Annotated in this window: 13 protein-coding genes; 8 read left to right on the top strand and 5 right to left on the bottom strand. The window is 34.3% G+C overall.

All coding sequences use genetic code 11. The features are described 5' to 3' along the window. Positions 1-12: 12 nt before the first annotated feature. Positions 13-342 carry a DMT family transporter gene (locus FEM21_RS08345; RefSeq protein ID WP_035659481.1) on the bottom strand — a complete coding sequence of 110 codons (330 nt, stop codon included), beginning with the start codon at positions 340-342 and terminating at the stop codon, positions 13-15. 135 nt (positions 343-477) lie between these two features. Between FEM21_RS08345 and FEM21_RS08350 the strand changes: the two genes are divergently transcribed. Next, on the top strand, positions 478-2,910 hold the full coding sequence (locus tag FEM21_RS08350) for an efflux RND transporter permease subunit (RefSeq protein ID WP_035659483.1): 2,433 nt from the start codon (positions 478-480) through the stop codon (positions 2,908-2,910). A gap of 151 nt (positions 2,911-3,061) precedes the next feature. Here the strand turns inward: FEM21_RS08350 and FEM21_RS08355 are convergent, their stop codons facing one another. Further along, positions 3,062-5,338, bottom strand: coding sequence for a cation:proton antiporter domain-containing protein (locus tag FEM21_RS08355; RefSeq protein ID WP_035659484.1), 2,277 nt, complete (start codon positions 5,336-5,338; stop codon positions 3,062-3,064). A gap of 299 nt (positions 5,339-5,637) precedes the next feature. Between FEM21_RS08355 and FEM21_RS08360 the strand changes: the two genes are divergently transcribed. The 5 genes from FEM21_RS08360 to rpoN all read left to right on the top strand — a co-directional run bounded on the left by FEM21_RS08360 (position 5,638) and on the right by rpoN (position 14,129). Next, on the top strand, positions 5,638-6,465 hold the full coding sequence (locus FEM21_RS08360; protein WP_035659485.1) for a mechanosensitive ion channel family protein: 828 nt from the start codon (positions 5,638-5,640) through the stop codon (positions 6,463-6,465). A gap of 140 nt (positions 6,466-6,605) precedes the next feature. Next, positions 6,606-7,730 carry an MORN repeat-containing protein gene (locus tag FEM21_RS08365; RefSeq protein ID WP_051627536.1) on the top strand — a complete coding sequence of 375 codons (1,125 nt, stop codon included), beginning with the start codon at positions 6,606-6,608 and terminating at the stop codon, positions 7,728-7,730. A 224-nt stretch (positions 7,731-7,954) separates the two neighbouring features. Next, positions 7,955-10,573 (top strand): MGH1-like glycoside hydrolase domain-containing protein, encoded by a 2,619-nt coding sequence (locus FEM21_RS08370; RefSeq protein WP_035659486.1) that lies wholly within the window; start codon positions 7,955-7,957, stop codon positions 10,571-10,573. Between the two features lie 504 nt (positions 10,574-11,077). Further along, entirely contained in the window at positions 11,078-12,511 is a 1,434-nt protein-coding gene (asnS, locus tag FEM21_RS08375; protein ID WP_035659488.1) for an asparagine--tRNA ligase, read from the top strand. A gap of 160 nt (positions 12,512-12,671) precedes the next feature. Further along, entirely contained in the window at positions 12,672-14,129 is a 1,458-nt protein-coding gene (rpoN, locus tag FEM21_RS08380; RefSeq protein WP_035659491.1) for an RNA polymerase factor sigma-54, read from the top strand. A 77-nt stretch (positions 14,130-14,206) separates the two neighbouring features. Here rpoN and FEM21_RS08385 read toward each other — a convergent pair whose 3' ends face one another. Both FEM21_RS08385 and FEM21_RS08390 read right to left on the bottom strand, forming a co-directional pair. After that, entirely contained in the window at positions 14,207-14,635 is a 429-nt protein-coding gene (locus FEM21_RS08385) for a YMGG-like glycine zipper-containing protein (RefSeq protein ID WP_035659493.1), read from the bottom strand. Between the two features lie 182 nt (positions 14,636-14,817). Further along, positions 14,818-15,201, bottom strand: coding sequence for a hypothetical protein (locus FEM21_RS08390; RefSeq protein ID WP_035659745.1), 384 nt, complete (start codon positions 15,199-15,201; stop codon positions 14,818-14,820). Between the two features lie 52 nt (positions 15,202-15,253). Between FEM21_RS08390 and FEM21_RS08395 the strand changes: the two genes are divergently transcribed. Continuing rightward, positions 15,254-16,735, top strand: a complete 1,482-nt coding sequence (locus tag FEM21_RS08395; protein ID WP_051627538.1) for a S41 family peptidase — start codon at positions 15,254-15,256, stop codon at positions 16,733-16,735. 113 nt (positions 16,736-16,848) lie between these two features. Here the strand turns inward: FEM21_RS08395 and FEM21_RS08400 are convergent, their stop codons facing one another. After that, positions 16,849-17,439 (bottom strand): thymidine kinase, encoded by a 591-nt coding sequence (locus FEM21_RS08400; protein WP_035659494.1) that lies wholly within the window; start codon positions 17,437-17,439, stop codon positions 16,849-16,851. A gap of 214 nt (positions 17,440-17,653) precedes the next feature. On the opposite strand from FEM21_RS08400, the gene FEM21_RS08405 reads away from it, so the two are divergent. Next, entirely contained in the window at positions 17,654-18,676 is a 1,023-nt protein-coding gene (locus FEM21_RS08405) for a hypothetical protein (RefSeq protein WP_035659496.1), read from the top strand. Positions 18,677-18,691: the final 15 nt, after the last annotated feature.

Raw genomic sequence — 18,691 nt, forward strand, 5'->3', positions numbered from 1 at the left:
TTTGGCTAGGTTTTAATGACTAGACACAAACTTTAACCCAATAATGGATGCAATAAGTGTTACTATAAAAAACAATCGCCAGAAAGTAGCGGGTTCTTTAAAAACAAAAATTCCAACAAGTACAGTACCTACAGCGCCAATTCCTGTCCAAACCGCATAAGCAGTCCCGATAGGTAATTCCTGTGTGGCTTTGTACAATAAAAACATACTTGTGGTTAAACTCAGTAAAAATCCTATCATCCAATAGACGGATTCTGCCCCGGCAGTTTCTTTGGCTTTGCCAAGACAAGAAGCAAAAGCAACTTCAAACAAACCTCCTATTATCAATAATAACCAACTCATGTTTTCTGATTTTTTTTACAATTACAAAGATGCTAAAAAACTAGCCTAAAAAAACCTAAATTTAATTTAAAATTTACAAATAAACCGCTCCTTTGCTGTGGTTTTTAATACATTTGCAGCCTTTAAATAGCAGTTATGATTAAGTGGTTTAGTTTGGGATTTTGGGAGTTAATCGCTCGCGTTGTTCTTCGAAATAAAATTTTAATGTTATCGATTATTGTTGCGATAACTGTCTTTTTAAGTATGCAATGGAAAAACATCCATTTCACTTTTACAGAAGCCAATATGTTACCTGATGACAACATTGCTAATGTTGAATACAATGCGTTCTTAGATAAATTTGGCGAAGAAGGAAATCTGGTCATCATAGGTGTAAAAGACAATACTTTTTTTACTCCAAAAGCTTACAAAGCCTGGAATACTTTGATGACAGAAATCAAAAAAGATAAGGCTATCGATCTTGTGGTTTCACTAAACGATTTAAAAAAACTTCAAAAAAACGATTCGCTTCAAAAATTTGAATTGGTTTCTTTTATTGACCAAAGCAAAACAGTTGACAAAACTTATCTTGAAAATGTAAAAAAAGAACTTTTCAACGATATGCCTTTTTACGAAGGATTATTGTTCAACAAGCGTTCAGGAAGTATTCGCTCAGCGATTTACATGGACAAGAAAATTGTAAATACTAAAGCGCGTAAAGAATACATTTTAGACAAATTAGTTCCTGCGATAGAAAAATTCGAAAAAGACACGAATATTGATTTGCGTGTTTCGGGAATGCCGTACATCCGAACAATGAATGCGCAAACGATTACTGACGAAATTAGTGTTTTTATTGGCGCTTCCTTATTAGTGACTTCGCTGTTATTTTTCTTCTTTTTCAGAAGTTTTAGAGCCACTTTAATTTCGATTGTAATTGTAATTATCGGAGTTATGTGGTCTTTTGGATTCTTAGGATTATTCAACTACGAAATTACCGTTTTAACCGCTTTAGTTCCTTCGTTAATTATCGTAATCGGGATTCCGAATTGTATTTTCCTTACCAATAAATACCATCAGGAATACAAAGTACATCGCAACAAAGTGAAGGCTTTACAAAGGGTAACGACTAAAATTGGTATGGCTACATTGATGACCAATGTTACTACCGCTATTGGTTTTTTCACCTTTGTTTCTTCGAATAATAAATTGCTTATAGAGTTTGGAAACGTAACTTCCATCAACATTATGGCATTGTTCTTTTTGTGCATTATCGTAATTCCTATTTTCCATAGTTATATTCCGGCACCAAAAGACCGACATATTGAACACCTGGATCGTGGTTCGGTAAAAAGCTTTATGGACTGGATTTTACGTAATGTAAAAAACAATCGTTTTTCTATTTATGTGGTTGCGATTTCGCTGCTTGTTATTAGCATTATCGGGATTTACAAAATGCGAATTTCGGGCAGTTTGATTGAAGATATGCCTAAAAAAGAAGACTTTTTCCAGGATATTGTTTTCTTCGAAAATGAATTTGACGGTGTAATGCCTCTAGAAATTATGATTGACACCAAGCATAAAAAAGGTGTTATGAAATTGTCTACGCTAAAGCGAATGGATGAACTGGAACAGGCAATTACTGAAATTCCCGAATTATCTAAACCTATTTCGATTGTTAATTTAGTTAAATATTCAAAACAGGCTTACTATAACGGAAATCCGGAATATTATGATTTACCTACTTCACAGGAACAAGGTTTCATTTTGTCTTATGCCAAAAATGCGACTAAAAATTCCAAAGATAATTTAATGAAAAGTTATGTGGATTCAACTGGACAATTCGCCCGAATCACGACTTTTATGCGAGATGATAACGGAGGAGCAATTCCTAAAATTGAAGCCGAAATTAGAAAAGAAGCGGATAAAATTTTCCCGCCAGACCGCTACAATGTAACTATTACCGGAAAAGCATTGGTATTCCAGAAAGGAACCGGTTATTTACTGGACAATTTACTTTCGTCACTGGTTTTTGCCTTTTTCTTAACGGCACTTTTAATTGGGTTTATGTTCCGATCAGGAAAAATGATTTTAGTTTCTATTATTCCTAATTTATTGCCGTTGATGTTAACCGCAGGAATCATGGGCTTTTTAGACATTCCGTTAAAACCATCAACGATATTAGTATTCGGAATTGCATTTGGACTTTCAGTTGATGATACTGTTCGATTCCTGGCTCAATACCGAGAAGAATTAAAAAAGAACAACTGGAAAATCCGTAAGTCAGTTTATGCCACTTTTAACGATGCCGGATTAAGTATGTTCTATACTTCGATTGTATTGTTCTTTGGATTTTCGGTATTTATGCTTTCTAGTTTTGGAGGAACCATCGCTTTAGGAGGATTAATTTCGATTACCTTATTATTCGGAATGTTATCTAATTTAATGTTACTGCCTTCACTAGTATTAACATTGAATAAAACATTGGCCAACGAACAGGAATTTATCGAACCAAAAATTGATATTATTGAGCACAGCGATGAAGAAATTGATGCGCTGGATAATTCAAAAGAAAAGGAGACAAAATAAAAATCAAACTTAATTTATCATTAAGAAATTAAGCTTAAATCTCTTAACAGCTTAATGGTTTTATAGATTTCTTCAGTAAAATCTGTTTAATAAAAAAGCACAGTCTAAAAGTAATTTCGGACTGTGCTTTTTTATTAATACTGAGTAGGTTTTAATTATCTTTTGAAATAATTAATGTTGAAGGAATATTAGCCAGCCATGGACTTTTAGAATCTACTAAATGTTTCCAGCCATCTATGGTAATTAACATCAAATCTTGTTGCTCCAGAAATTCCTTTTCAATAATTTTTTCTTTCTTTAAAACAATTTGGTCAGGAACGGCTTGTTCCATCAGTCTGATTTTTTCTTTGATACTTAAATCGGTGGTAATTTTTCCTTCTATGTCCAGAATGACAATTTTTGCTCCTATGTTTCGAATAAATTTTTGAACATAATCCTGAATTACTTCCCAGTCTTTAGTTGTAAAAATAGGAATGAAAATTGTCGAAATATCCGTTAAATTCTTATCGATTAAAACGCCTACCGGCACTTGCGATTTAGAAATTATTTGTCTTGTTCCATCATCAAATGGTGCAGATTCTAAAATATTTTCTTTTCCTGTAACGGTATTAATCAATTTTTCAGGATTAATAATACGGGTGGTAAAACCTAATACTTTCCCCAATAAACTTCCTTCATAAATTGATCTTCCCAGCCCAATCAATAATAAATCATGTTTACTTTTATTAGCCGTATTTACAATTTCGCTATCAATATCTGACGAAGTTTTAAACATCGTTATGATATTTCTATTCAAATCAATCGATTCCTGAATGACTTCTTTAAAACTTTCGGCTTCATAAGTATCGGTATTATAATGATGAACCTCTTCGGTAGGTAGAAAATGCATCGCTGTAATTTCAGAACTATCGGGTCTTTTATTAGTCAAACTATCGGCTACTTTAAGTAATGCCCTCCCCGATTCTGGTCGGTCGAATGATAATAAAATTCGATACTTATTTTGCAAAACAGTATCTGCTTCGGTCTTATTTTCTGATTTAAAAATCCAATTGATCAAATCAAGCATTGGCCCGGTCATAAAAGTGGTAGCCAATGCCATAATTACCATCATCGAAAATAACTCAGGACTTAAAACACCTAAATCATAACCAATATTTAAAGCTACTAATTCGGTTAATCCTCTGGTATTCATTAAAGCGCCAATAGACAAACTGTCTTTCCAGTTTTGGCCCACAAATTTTGCCGCCAGCGTACTACTTACAAATTTACCAATAACAGCCACGAGGAAAATTAAACCAGCTGTTTTCCATAAATGTGGTTCATTTAACAAACCTATTTGGGTTCTTAATCCGGTAAACACAAAAAATAAAGGAAGCAATAATACTAGGGCAACATCTTCTACTTTTTCTATAAACAGGTTTCTAAATCGAATGTTTTCAGGCATAATTGCACCAGCAATAAAAGCTCCAAATAAAGCATGAATTCCGATTATTTCTGTTAAATAAGAAGATACAATCAGTGTTAGGAAAAAGATAGCTACGATAGGTTTGCTTAATTTTTCGCCAGTTGCATATAAATCGCCTATTCGCTTCAAAAACGGACGCACTACTTTAATCATTAAAAGTACATAACCTAAGGCTAAAAGCACCGTGTAAATAGCGCTCCCGAAAGAACCTGCTTTTACAATAGCAATTACAACTGCCAGGATACACCAGGCCGTAATATCATCGGCAGCGGCACAGGTAATTACAACAGTTCCCAGTTTTGTTTTATGAATTCCGCGTTCCTGAACAATCCTTGCCAAAACAGGAAAAGCAGTAATACTCATGGCAATTCCGGCAAATAAACCAAAGGAAATGAACTGAACATCGGCAGGTGCAAATTCGTCATAAATAAAATAAGCCAATCCCATTCCTAAAACAAAAGGAATAATAATGCTGGCGTGACTTATTACAACAGCATCATGGGCTTTATTCCTTAAAATTTTCATATCAATCTCCATTCCCACGATGTACATGAACAAAATCAAACCAATCTGGCTTAAAAACTGAAGATTACTAAGCGATTCTACAGGAAATAATACTGCCGAAAACTCTGGCAGATACATTCCTACCAGCGATGGTCCCATAACGATACCTGCAATCATTTCACCAATTACAGCAGGCTGTTTTATTTTAATACAAATCCATCCAAAAATACGGGCAACAAAAATGATGGTAACAATCTGAGCTAATAAAAGTGCTAATGGATGATGTAAGTTTTTAAGTAAAGAATCTACAAATTCGCTCCACTCACTTTTGTCTGATGTTGGAATTTTAAGGTTTCTTCCCGTTTCCAGCTTTATTCCCATCAGAACAATCCAATACATTAAAACGGAAAATCCACCAATAATACCTACATAAAAAATACTGTTTCTTAAATTTTTCATCTATTTTTTAGTTTAATACTCTCTTTTATGAATGGCTTTTTGTAGTTAAAAACCAGTCCAATCAGAGTGTTTATTCAATAAAATCAGGACAATTTTATAACAAAATCAACTGAGGCACAACAACGGTACTTTAATTATGTAATAACACAGAAAAACTTTGTAATGAAACAGAATTGCAGTAGTAAAAACACACTTATTTTACTTCTTGAAATTAGGACATAATTATTATTTTTGTCGCCGAAAAAGTCCGTTGTATTCAACGGATAACAAATTAAAAACTAATAAAAAAACAGATTAAAATGGCAATAGACCAACAAGTTACATTGGTAAACAAATACATTGAAAAAACTATCGATTTTGGTGTTGAATATGCTCCTAAATTAGTTGGTGGAATTATAGTTCTTGTGGTAGGTTTATGGTTTACTAACATCGTGACTAAAGCCGTTGGGAAATCATTAGAAAAATCAAAAATTGATCAATCTCTGGTTCCATTTTTAAAAAGTTTAACTAACATCACTTTAAAAGTGCTGGTGGGTGTTACGGTAATGGGAATGATTGGTATCCAAATGACTTCTTTTGTGGCAATTCTGGGAGCTGCAGGTTTAGCCGTAGGTATGGCATTATCAGGAACACTTCAAAATTTTGCCGGAGGAGTAATTATTTTAATCCTAAAACCTTTTAAAATAGGTGATACTATCGAAGCGCAAGGATTTATAGGAACAGTAAAAGAAATTACTATTTTCTCAACATTACTCAACACTGCCGATAAAAAACTGGTTATCATTCCTAATGGACCACTTTCAACAGGAGCATTAACTAACTATTCTGCCGAATCAACCCGAAGAGTAGATTGGACTTTCGGTATTTCTTATGGTGATAACGTAGAAAATCTAAAAAAAGCAATTCAGGATTTTATTGCTGAAGACCCTAGAATTTTAAAAGATCCGGCTCCTTTTATAGGACTTGCAGCTTTAGCTAATACTTCGGTTAATTTTACAGTGAGAGTTTGGGTTAACAGCCCTGATTACTGGGGGGTGTTTTTTGATATGAATGAAAAAGTATATACTAAATTTGGCAATTACAACCTCAACATTCCTATACCACCTGGCACCACTCCTATTCAGTAAAAGCATATACAAATAAAACAAAGAACTTCCCAATTTATTCAAGTTGGGAAGTTTTTTTATTTAAAAATAGTTTTTTCTTACAAAACATTCGAAAAAATTATATATTTGAATACCAATCTAATTCAATAAACCATAACCAAATGACCAAAAACCTCATCCTTCTACTTTTACTAATTAGTATTATTTGCAATGCACAAAATACAACAACTCAAGAAAAACTTAATACTACAGAAAATGACTCTATCTTAATTTGTCCTTTTCCTAACAATTGTGGTTATTATAAAGGAGGATACACCATTCAAAACGAAAAAAATGAAGCCAATGGAAAAGGCAAAGCGAATTTACGTGGCGGTATTGCAGAAGGCAACTGGAAAAACAATAGACTAGAAGGTTATGGAACTTATGAAGTTAAAAATGGATATAAATATATTGGCAATTTTAAAGACGGCCAGTTTTTCGGGCAAGGCTCAATAACTTATAATATTGGCAACAAATATATTGGCGAATGGAAAGACAGTAAATTCTACGGACAAGGTGTTTTTTACACATCAAATGGCACTAAATATGCTGGCAAATGGAATTCTGGCATAGGTAATGACTTAGGATTTGTTATTTTTATTAAAAACTCAGTGTATACCGGCACCAAATATAACGGTAAAGGAACTAGAATAAACCAAAATGGAGATATTTATACAGGCGATTTTAAAAATGGAAAATCAAATGGTCAAGGAATTAGAAAATACCCAAATGGAGCTGTTTATACAGGTGCATTTAAAGATGGAAAACCAAATGGTCAAGGAATAGAAACTTATAAAGATGGCCGGAAATATACTGGTCAATGGAAGGAAGGCAAATTTGATGGAAAAGGTACACTTACAAATACTACAATAGGCTTCAGTTATATTGGTGATTGGAAAGACGGAAAGCTTAACGGCAAAGGAACTTACATTGATACAAAACAAAAATACATTGGGGAATTTAAAGACAACAGAATGAATGGTCAAGGAACAATTTCATACGAAAACAAAGAAAAATATACCGGAGAATGGAAAGAAGGCTATCGAACAGGTCAAGGAACTTATACTTGGCCAAATGGCGATAAATACATTGGTTCTTTTATAAAAAATAAACGAATTGGTCAAGGAACTATGTTTTACGCCAATGGAGAAAAATTCGTAGGCGAATGGAAAGACAGAAAAGAATTCAACGGAATTCTATACAAAAACAACGGAGAAAAAAATCCAGTTATCGTGATGGTGTTCTAGTAGAATAAAACGAGTACTACTTCATCAAAAAAATAACAGATTTATTTTAGATAATCTAAAAGATTCCTGACTATATAAGCAATTAAACAATAGTTCTTCATCGGATGTGCAGTTCTGGAAAAAATTTTTATTTTTACTAATGACCTCATAGAAACTTAGCTTAAAAATGAGTTTTCTAAAAACAGGTCTTAGCACTAAATACCACTAAATAGCATACTAATAATATGGAGAATACCAATTCAGAATCAGAAAGACTAGCCGTTGCTAACAACTATAAAAACTGGAAAAAATGGGGACCTTATCTGGCCGAAAGACAATGGGGAACCGTTCGCGAAGATTATAGCCAATATGGGGAAGCCTGGGAATATATTGATCACGACAAGGCACGCAGTAATGCTTACCGATGGGGCGAAGAAGGTATCGGCGGTTTTTGTGATTCCCGCGAAATTTTGTGTCTGGCTCCTGCTTTTTGGAATGGTAAAGACCCTATTTTAAAAGAACGTTTATTTGGTTTAACCAATAATCAGGGAAATCATGGCGAGGACGTAAAAGAGCTCTATTTTCATCAGATTTCTACCCCTACACATACTTACAACAAATACCTTTACAAATATCCGCAAAACGAATTTCCATACAGCGACTTAGTTAATAACAACAGACGAAGCCGTGAGGAAACCGAATTTGAATTACTAGACAGCGAAGCCTTTAAAGACAACGCTTATTTTGATTGCTATATCGAATATGCCAAAGCAGGTATTGATGATATTTTAATGAAAGTTAGCGTGGTGAACCGAGCAGCAAATGATGCCAGCATACACGTATTACCTCATTTTTGGTTTCGTAATTTCTGGAAACATAATAATAGGCATCCGCGACCTGATATGGAATCAGTTTCCGAAAATGTGATACTTTCTAAAAGCAGCCGAATTGGTGATTTTTATCTTTATCATGAATATGGCCAACAATTGTTTTGTGAAAATGAAACTAACAACGAACGTATTTATAATGTCCCAAACGAATACCAATACGTTAAAGACGGAATCAACAATCACGTTATCAACGGAGCAGAATCAGTAAATCCAAATAAAACCGGAACGAAAGCCGCTATATGGTACAAACTGGATCTAAAACCTGGCGAAAGTAAAACCATTAGATTACGATTAAGCAATACTTCACTTGAAAATCCCTGGGCCGATTTTGAAAATCTATTTGACCAAAAGAAACAGGAATGTGAAGCTTTTTATAACGAAACCATAAATGAAAAAATTCCTGAAGCACACAGAGCAATAGCCAAGAGTGCCTTTTCAGGTTTGTTATGGACCAAGCAGTTTTATTATTTCAATATTCACAAATGGCTTTTTGGCGGAACTGAAGAAAACCCGGCCAATAGAACTAATCTGCGTAATTTTAGCTGGCAGCACCTCAACAACCGTCACGTGATTTCCATGCCTGACAAATGGGAATACCCTTGGTATGCCGCCTGGGATTTGGCTTTTCACATGGCGTCTTTTGTAGAAATCGATCCTTATTTTGCCAAACAACAATTGCTGTTAGTTTTACAGGAAAGTTACATGCATCCTAACGGGCAAATTCCTGCTTACGAATGGAATTTTAGCGATGTGAATCCTCCTGTGCATTCGTGGGCGGTTTGGCATGTTTATGATAAAGATAAAAACCGAACCGGTGTAGCTGATACTGCTTTTCTTGAAAAAGCATTCTTAAAACTCACAATCAATTTTACCTGGTGGGTAAACCAAAAAGATACTTCCGGAACTGATTTATTCGAAGGTGGATTTTTAGGTTTGGATAACATTGGAGTTTTCGACCGCAACCACATGCCCGAAGGAATTAAGAAAATGCAACAAGCTGATGCCACGAGCTGGATGGCAATGTTTTCTTTGAATATGCTTCGAATGTCACTCGAACTGGCAAAAACCAATAAAATCTACGAAGAAGTATCGGCTAAATTTTTCAGGCACTTTTTAAATATTGCCTGGGCGATGCACCATATTGGGAAAAAAGATATTTCGCTTTGGGATGACGAAGACAATTTCTACTATGATGTGGTCGAAATGGCAAATGGAAAAACCGACCGTTTAAAAGTACGTTCTTTAGTGGGTGTAATTCCTATGTTTGCAGTCGAAATCATGCATAAAGATTTGTTTGAGGAATTGAAAGATTTTAGAAGACGAGCCAACGAAATTATAAGAACAAGACCTGATTTGGCTTCGTTGATTTCTAATTTAGAAAAAACCAATGAAGAGGGTAATTTTCTATTCTCGATCATGCGTGGTTTCAGGTTAGAACATTTGTTAAAACGCTTGTTAGATGAAAATGAGTTTTTATCTGAGTTTGGAATTCGTTCGCTTTCTAAGTTTCACAAAGATCATCCATTTGTTTTCAACGGTTCGCACCAAATCCAGTATGAACCCGGTGAAAGCCGTTCGGCTATGTTTGGCGGAAATTCCAACTGGCGTGGTCCTATCTGGATGCCATTGAACTATATGATTATTCAATCATTGCGTAAATATTATACTTTTTATGGTCCAACATATATCTACGAATTCCCAACGGGTTCGGGCAATAAATTAAATTTAAAAGAAATTGCTAACGAACTAACGAAACGATTAATTAAATTATTCGAAAGAAATCCAGAAGGCAAATTTCAATACCATGCTGATGACTCCGAAAATCATTTTGCCAACAACGAACATTTTAGAAACGAACACTTATTCTATGAATTTTTTGATGGCGACAATGGAAAAGGACTCGGTGCTTCACATCAAACCGGATGGACCGCTTTGATTGCTAATTTAATTTTAGAATTAGAGAAGAATAGTTAATTTTCATTTTTAAGATATTTAAAAATCCCGTCTTGTTTTAAGAACAATATGGGATTTTCTACTCGGAAAAAAACTCAAAACCGTATCCATCATTTTTTGGATGCATTAAAATCCATCCCTATAAAATATGCCGAGCCTACGGCTCTTTAACATACTTCTATAAAATGAATTAAATTTCTTTACCAAATCTACACAGAAAAGTTCCGTAGGAACGACCTATTTTGTAGCCCCGAAATTTATTTCGGGGAGAAATCGATTCATTTTTTAGAGTCCCGTAGGGACGGCATATAAATCAATTTCCTATTCAATTTATAATTCCACAACTCCCTAGCCCCGATAGAAGTGAAAATCCTTTTGTATCTCGTCTTTTCGGACGAGACACAAAAGATTGTAACGAATAGCGGGATTAGCTCCTAAATAGACAGATTGAATTTACTGCTTTAAAAAAATGAATTATATTTGTGTCAGAGAAACAAGAGTATTTTAATTGTTATTTATACATAGATGAAGCATACAAAAGTTAAAGACTTGCTTAATAGTTCGATAACGTTACAGGAAGTAAATGCAAAAGGATGGGTAAGAACATTTAGAAACAATCAATTTATTGCTTTGAATGATGGTTCGACTATTAACAACATTCAATGTGTGGTTGATTTTGAAAACACTCCTGAAGAAACTTTAAAACGAATCACCACTGGTGCAGCGATTTCGGTAACAGGGACCTTGGCGGAAAGTAAAGGTGCTGGTCAGCAATATGAAATTCAGGTAGCGAAACTGCAAATTCTTGGCGATTCAGATCCTGAGAAATTCCCGATGCAACCGAAAAAACATTCGCTGGAATTCCTGCGTGAAAATGCACATTTGCGAGTAAGAACGAATTCTTTTGGTGCTATTATGCGTATTCGTTCGGTATTGTCGTTTGCAGTACATAGTTATTTCCAACAAAAAGGTTTTGTATATGTGAATACACCAATTATCACTGGAGCTGATGCCGAAGGTGCCGGCGAAATGTTTCAGGTAACTTCGTTGCCATTGGACAATTTACCAAAAACAGAAGAAGGAAATATCGATTACAAGAAAGATTTCTTTGGAAAACATACCAATCTAACGGTTTCAGGCCAACTGGAAGGCGAAACTTTTGCGATGGCTTTGGGACAGATTTATACTTTTGGACCAACATTCAGAGCCGAAAATTCGAATACCTCCCGCCATTTGGCTGAATTTTGGATGATTGAACCCGAAGTGGCTTTTAATGATTTGGATGCCAATATGGATTTGGCAGAAGATTTTATTCAGTATGTAATCAAATATGCTCTGGACAATTGTGCTGATGATTTGAAGTTTTTAGAAGCAAGACTTCTGGAAGAAGAAAAATCAAAACCACAGGCGGAAAGAAGTGAAATGACTTTACTTGAAAAACTGAATTTTGTTTTAGAAAATAATTTCAAACGCGTTTCTTATACCGAAGCGATTGACATTTTAAGAGATTCGACTCCAAATAAAAAGAAGAAATTCAGTTATATCATTAACGAATGGGGCGCCGATTTACAATCGGAACACGAGCGTTATTTGGTAGAAAAACATTTTAAATGCCCTGTAATTTTGTTTGATTATCCAGCCAATATCAAAGCGTTTTACATGCGTTTGAACGAAGACGGAAAAACCGTTCGCGCTATGGATATTCTTTTCCCTGGAATTGGTGAAATTGTAGGCGGATCCCAAAGAGAAGAACGTTATGATGTACTAATCGAAAAAATGAAGGATTTAGGAATCGACGAAAAAGAATTATATTGGTATTTAGATACCCGACGTTTTGGTAGTGCTGTTCACTCTGGTTTCGGACTTGGATTTGAAAGATTAGTACTTTTTGTTACAGGAATGTCCAATATTCGTGACGTAATTCCGTTTCCTAGAACACCAATGAATGCCGAATTTTAAAAATAAAGTTAGAAGTCAGAAGATTGGAGGTTAGAAGTTAAACAAAATCTCAAACCAGAACTTCAAATAATAAAAATTAGAAGTTAAAGTTAAAAGTCATGAGTTAAGAAGTAGCAATACTCAACTCATAACCTATAACTCATAACCCGTAACTAGAAATATGCTAAAGCAATTCTTAAATTTAAAATTATCACAGAAATTATCTCCACAGCAAATCCAGCTGATGAAGTTAATTCAATTGCCTACGCAAGCTTTTGAACAACGTCTTTTAGAAGAAATGAACGAAAATCCGGCATTAGAAACCGGAAAAGAGGAAGAATATGAAAAAGACGAGTTTGAAAACGAAGATTATGATGATTACGATGACTCTGAAAGTATTGATGCCGATGATATTAATATCGACGAATATTTAAGTGACGATGACACGCCCGATTATAAAACTCAGGCTAATAATTACAGTGATGACGATGAATCTCGCGAATCACCACTGGCAGCACCTATCAGTTTTCATCAGGATTTGATTAACCAGCTTAATACCTTTATCCTTGACGATCACGAAAGGGAAATTGCTGAATTTCTTGTAGGAAGCATTGACGACATGGGATACATACGCAGAAGCATTCCTGATATTGTAGATGATATGGCTTTTACTCAGGCCATTTATACTGATGAGTATATGGTCGAACGCATGCTGCAGGTTATTCATCAACTAGAACCTTCAGGTGTTGGCGCACGCGATTTACAGGAATGTTTATTGTTGCAATTAAAACACAAAACACCAACAGACTCTGTTGAATTAGCTGCCGAAATTATCGAAACTCAGTTTGATGCTTTTACCAAAAAACATTACGACAAACTGATTCAAAAATTCAATATTTCGAATGAACAGCTTAAAAAAGCGATTTACGAAATAGAAAAATTAAATCCAAAACCAGGAGGTGGCTTTACAGGAAATAATAAAATAACCGAAAATGTAGTTCCTGATTTTGCTATCCGAATTATTGATAATGAATTAGAGTTAACCTTGAATGGTCGAAATGCACCTTCTTTACACGTTTCTAAAGATTATCAGGAAATGATGCAAACGTATAAAGATTCTCGTGATAAGTCGAATTCTCAAAAAGAAGCCGTTCAGTTTATCAAACAAAAGTTAGATTCTGCCAAATGGTTTATTGATGCTATCAAACAGCGTCAGGAAACTCTTTTTGTAACCATGAATGCCATCATGCATTATCAGGAAGAATATTTTCTTGATGGTGATGAAACCAAGTTAAAACCAATGATCCTAAAAGACATTGCTGATGTTGTAGGTCTTGATATTTCGACAGTTTCCCGTGTTGCTAACAGTAAATATGTAGAAACTCCTTATGGAACCAAATTAATTAAAGAGTTCTTCTCAGAAGCCATGAAAAATGATCAGGGAGAAGATGTTTCTACATTGGAAATAAAAAAAATCCTGCAAAATATTATCGAAGAAGAAGACAAAAGAAAACCCCTTCCAGATGATCAGTTAGCCGAATTATTAAAAGAAAAAGGCTATCCTATTGCCCGCAGAACCATCGCTAAATACCGAGAACAACTCGATATTCCTGTAGCAAGAATGCGTAAAAAGATATAATTTTCGATTTAAACGAAAACAAAAAAAAGGCTGTTTCAATTAAAACAGCCTTTCTCTTTATACGAATTTCAGATTCTTTATTCTTTTTTCTTTCCGTCAATAATAGCACCCGTACCTGCACCAACACCTGCACCAGCCAAACCACCAATAATAGCACCCTGACCTTTTTTCTTACTAATAATAGCTCCTGTAGCTGCACCTACTCCTGCACCTATAACAGCACCTTTAGCAGTACTACTCCATTTCTTTTTAGCCGGGGCTGCCGGAGCCGCTGCTTGCTGTGCATTTTCCTTAACAACAATTACTTCTTTTTCCTTTTCTTTAACCGCTTGAGAAGCTTCTTGTTTAGCCATTTCTATTTTCATAGAGTCAATCGTTTTTTGTTTGACCATTTCCATTTTCATAGAATCGATCCTAGCTTGACTATCTTCAACAACTCCTGCAGTTTCAGCTTTTTTACAAGAAACTATCATTAAAGAAGCTAACATTACATACACATATTTCATGACTTACAATTTTAAAAATTTAATACTTTACAAAGATACGAACATCTTCATCTAATCTATTTTATATGATTCTTTTTATTTTTTACAAAATTTAATTCTGACTATCGATTTTACAAAAACTATAATTCGGCAGTTTTATTGTGCAGTTATATTTGAATTAGATAAAATTCACTACTATCTAATTACTTATCGGTAATTAATTTGAACTTCACCGGTTGAAAAAATACTTTAGAATCTTTTTTAAAATAAATTCCGTTTTCTTTTTCTTCTAATTTTACTTGGTAGCCATGAATTACTGTAGTTTGTGCAATTACATTTACCTGGTACGTATTAGCAATTTTGTTTGCTGCTGAGATATCTTGAATAATACCATTAATCACAACCGATTTTGGGACAGCAGTAGTGTTGTTTAGATCAAAAGAAACCACATACCCTTTCTCACTATTCCTATTATAACTTTTATATGTTTGGTTTTTAACATCTAATAGTTGTCTGGAACAGGAAAAAAGAAAAAAAACTCCAAAAGAAAATAATAAAAAGATGGATTTTGAAATACTAATTTTCATACTTTTATGCGCTTTAACAGCTTCAAATTTAATAAAATTAACGACTAAAATAATGAAATTAAAATATGTCATTAAGACATTGCTTCTAGGATTGATTTTTACAGCTTGCAGTAAGGATTCTGATTCTAATGAAACTGCTATTACCGAACCAGACGAGATTAACAACTTTGTTTGGAAAGCCATGAATTCCTGGTATTACTGGCAGCCCAATGTTCCTGATTTGTCTGATAGCAAAATCGCTTCTACTGCCACCTACACTAAATTTATTAATGGAAAAGCCCCTGATGCTCTTTTTTATTCGCTGCTGTATCAAAGAGGAACTATTGATAAATTCTCCTGGATTGAAAACAGTAATGAAATAGTGCATGTTTCAAAAATTGCAGAAATCGAAAAAAAAGGTGGTTTCAGTTACGGGGTCTATCCTAAAGATGCATCTAGTGTAAATATGGTAGCCTTGGTTAATTACGTCGTTCCTGGTTCGCCAGCAGCTTTGGCAGGATTAAAAAGAGGTGACGTTATTACAAAAATAAATGGAAGCCAGCTTACTTCAAGTAATTATGACCAGCTAGAAAACGCACAACTGACACTTACTATAGCAGCAAGCGTGCAATTTATAAACGCTAGTTTAGTAACCACAGACAAAGGCACAACTGTAACGGTAACAAAAACTGAAATTGACGAAAACCCAGTTGCTTATTACGAAAAGAAAGTATACGGCAGTAAAAACATTGGTTATTTGGTTTATAATGGCTTTAAATCAGATTATAATGATGAACTCAATGCGACTTTCGCCAAAATGAAATCGGACGGAATTAACGAATTGGTTTTAGATTTAAGATACAATGGAGGCGGTTCGTTAGAAACTGCAGTTGCTTTGGCACAAATGATTAACGGAAACTTTACTAATAAACCATATGTTTATTTGGACTTCAATGACAAACATAATAGTAATGACGGATACGAGAATCTTTCTGAAAAAGTAAGAGTTTTTAATTTAGTTGACAATGAACCTACTTTTCAAAGAGAAGAAAGTATAAACAGCCTTGCTTTGACAAAAATATATGTTTTGGTTAGTTTCCAAACTGCTTCTGCCAGCGAACTCACCGTTCAATGTCTTAAAAAATATATTAGCGTAGTTACAATTGGAGAAGAAACTACAGGGAAATTTGTAGGATCTAATACCTTATACGATTCTCCTTCGAGTAATTATACTTCGTATGCTGATAGAAGCACCAAACACAAATGGCAATTGCAACCCATTACTTTCTCCTATTATAACAAAGATAAAGATGCAAATCCATCGAAAATCAAACCTGATTATGCAATTAATCCTTACAGCGCTTTCTTGAATCTGGTAGAATTTGGAAACGTAAAAGACCCTAGTTTAAAGAAAGCCCTAGAATTAATTACGGGACAAACGATGCGAACTACAGGAAAAAATACCGAAACCTCATTGCCTTCAATGGATAATCTTGCTGCTTTCAACCCTACAAACACTGCTAAAGGGCTTTATATAGAGGATTTTAAAATGTAAAATAACAATTTGAAAACTAGAATAGCAATCACAAGCTAATCTTGATTTAGAAAAAATATATTTAAAACAGAAACTAATCTCTTTCAGGATTTTTAATACTGGAAGAGATTTTTTTATTTCTCTTCATTTTTTTGCATTGCTTCAAAATATGCCGCACGGCTTAAAGGTTCGTATTCTTCGGTTTCTCCTAATAATACTAATTTATCATTAGCTGTTTTTCTAAAACTATAATTAGCTAAATTTCCCGTTCGGGTACACACCGCATGTACCTTGGTCACATATTCGGCTGTCGCCATCAAGGCAGGCATTGGACCAAAAGGATTTCCTTTAAAATCCATATCTAATCCTGCAACAATAACACGAACACCTTGGTTTGCCAAATCATTACAAACCCTAACAATTTCGTCGTCAAAAAATTGTGCTTCATCAATTCCCACCACATCACAGCCTTGTGCCAAAATTGCAATATTTGCTGCAGCTGGAACCGGAGTGGAACGAATTTCATTAGCATCATGAGAAACCACCATATCCTGATGGTAACGAATATCAAGCTCGGGTTTAAAAATTTCTATTTTTTGTTTGGCAAATTGCGCTCTTTTTAATCTACGAATCAATTCTTCTGTTTTACCCGAAAACATCGAACCGCAAATAACTTCAATCCAACCAAATTGCTCTTTATGATTTACTGTATTTTCGAGAAACATTTTGTATTTTTCTAACTTAAAAAATGAATAGTTTTTATTACTTTGTAAACATATAAATCGGCTTAAGATTTTATACTTTTACACTTTCTCAAAAGTAGAAAAATTTTAGCAATTCGGAGGTTTGTGAGTACTTAATTAAAAACAATCTCAAAAACCCGCCCTGTGTTCAATAAACAAAAGTCATTCGCCAAATACATACTATAATTTAACCATTATGAAAAAAAGATTAGAAGCCGATTTAATTAGCATCGCTCACAGAATATTACAAATAAAAGATAAATCTGATGTGAATCAACTGTATTTGGAAACCCAAAAATTATACGAAAAACTGTCGGTTTTAAAATTTGTAGAGGAAAATTATGCTGATACAAAACCCACTATTGGCAGCTATAGTGAAATTGAAAAAGAAGTAGAAAGTTTCTATGATAAAGATGCTGTTTTACCAATTGAAACAGAAATAGAAATGCCCGAAAGCAACATGTTTCAAGACACTACCGTAGAAGAACAAGTTGAGGAATCAAAAGAAGAAACAGAAAATATTGTTGTTCCTGAAGTAGTAACCGAAGATGAAATCACTACTGTGGAAGAGGTTGAAAATGAAGAGGAAGAATTAGTTTCGGAAGAAGAAACAGAAGTTGAGGAAAACACAATTGAATTTCAAGAGTCTGAACCGGAAATTGAAGATACAACAGAAGCCGAAGAAGCAATTGAAGCAGAAACTATAGTTGAAGAAATCCCGGAATTTAAAGCCGCATTCGAACTAACCGAAGAACCTGAAACTGTACAAGCAGAAGTTAAAAAATCGGAGACGGTACAAATTTCTTTCGAAGATTTATTAGGATTAAGTTATAGCGAACCTGAATTTGTAAAGTTAGACGAAGTTCCAGCTCCAGCTAAAGAAATTGTTTTTGAAAAAGCTGAAGCAGTACCACCAACTCCAGTACAAAAAGCAGTTGAAACTACCGAAAAAACAGCATCAAGATCTGTTTCTTTGAATGATAAATTATCTAAAGGAATTGAAATTGACCTGAATGACCGCATTGCGTTTGTAAAACACCTTTTTGGTAACAGCAATGAAGATTATAATCGCGTTATGAACCAATTGATTACTTATGATAATTTTTATGAAACCAAAAGCTTCATAGACGAAATGGTAAAACCAGATTACAATAACTGGGAAGGAAAAGAAGAATATGAAGATCGTTTTATGGAAATAATCGAAAAAAAATTCCTTTAAAATACAAACAGTAAC

This window comes from Flavobacterium seoulense, assembly GCF_000695795.1.
Lineage (GTDB): Bacteria > Bacteroidota > Bacteroidia > Flavobacteriales > Flavobacteriaceae > Flavobacterium > Flavobacterium seoulense.

Excerpts from the sequence above, each read along its gene's own strand:
- rpoN (WP_035659491.1), top strand. The coding sequence starts at position 12,672 with ATGCTAAAGCAATTCTTAAATTTAAAATTATCACAGAAATTATCTCCA.
- FEM21_RS08345 (WP_035659481.1), bottom strand. The coding sequence starts at position 342 with ATGAGTTGGTTATTATTGATAATAGGAGGTTTGTTTGAAGTTGCTTTT.
- FEM21_RS08395 (WP_051627538.1), top strand. The coding sequence starts at position 15,254 with ATGAAATTAAAATATGTCATTAAGACATTGCTTCTAGGATTGATTTTT.
- FEM21_RS08360 (WP_035659485.1), top strand. The coding sequence starts at position 5,638 with ATGGCAATAGACCAACAAGTTACATTGGTAAACAAATACATTGAAAAA.
- FEM21_RS08385 (WP_035659493.1), bottom strand. The coding sequence starts at position 14,635 with ATGAAATATGTGTATGTAATGTTAGCTTCTTTAATGATAGTTTCTTGT.
- FEM21_RS08400 (WP_035659494.1), bottom strand. The coding sequence starts at position 17,439 with ATGTTTCTCGAAAATACAGTAAATCATAAAGAGCAATTTGGTTGGATT.
- FEM21_RS08370 (WP_035659486.1), top strand. The coding sequence starts at position 7,955 with ATGGAGAATACCAATTCAGAATCAGAAAGACTAGCCGTTGCTAACAAC.
- FEM21_RS08355 (WP_035659484.1), bottom strand. The coding sequence starts at position 5,338 with ATGAAAAATTTAAGAAACAGTATTTTTTATGTAGGTATTATTGGTGGA.
- FEM21_RS08405 (WP_035659496.1), top strand. The coding sequence starts at position 17,654 with ATGAAAAAAAGATTAGAAGCCGATTTAATTAGCATCGCTCACAGAATA.
- FEM21_RS08365 (WP_051627536.1), top strand. The coding sequence starts at position 6,606 with ATGACCAAAAACCTCATCCTTCTACTTTTACTAATTAGTATTATTTGC.
- FEM21_RS08350 (WP_035659483.1), top strand. The coding sequence starts at position 478 with ATGATTAAGTGGTTTAGTTTGGGATTTTGGGAGTTAATCGCTCGCGTT.
- asnS (WP_035659488.1), top strand. The coding sequence starts at position 11,078 with ATGAAGCATACAAAAGTTAAAGACTTGCTTAATAGTTCGATAACGTTA.
- FEM21_RS08390 (WP_035659745.1), bottom strand. The coding sequence starts at position 15,201 with ATGAAAATTAGTATTTCAAAATCCATCTTTTTATTATTTTCTTTTGGA.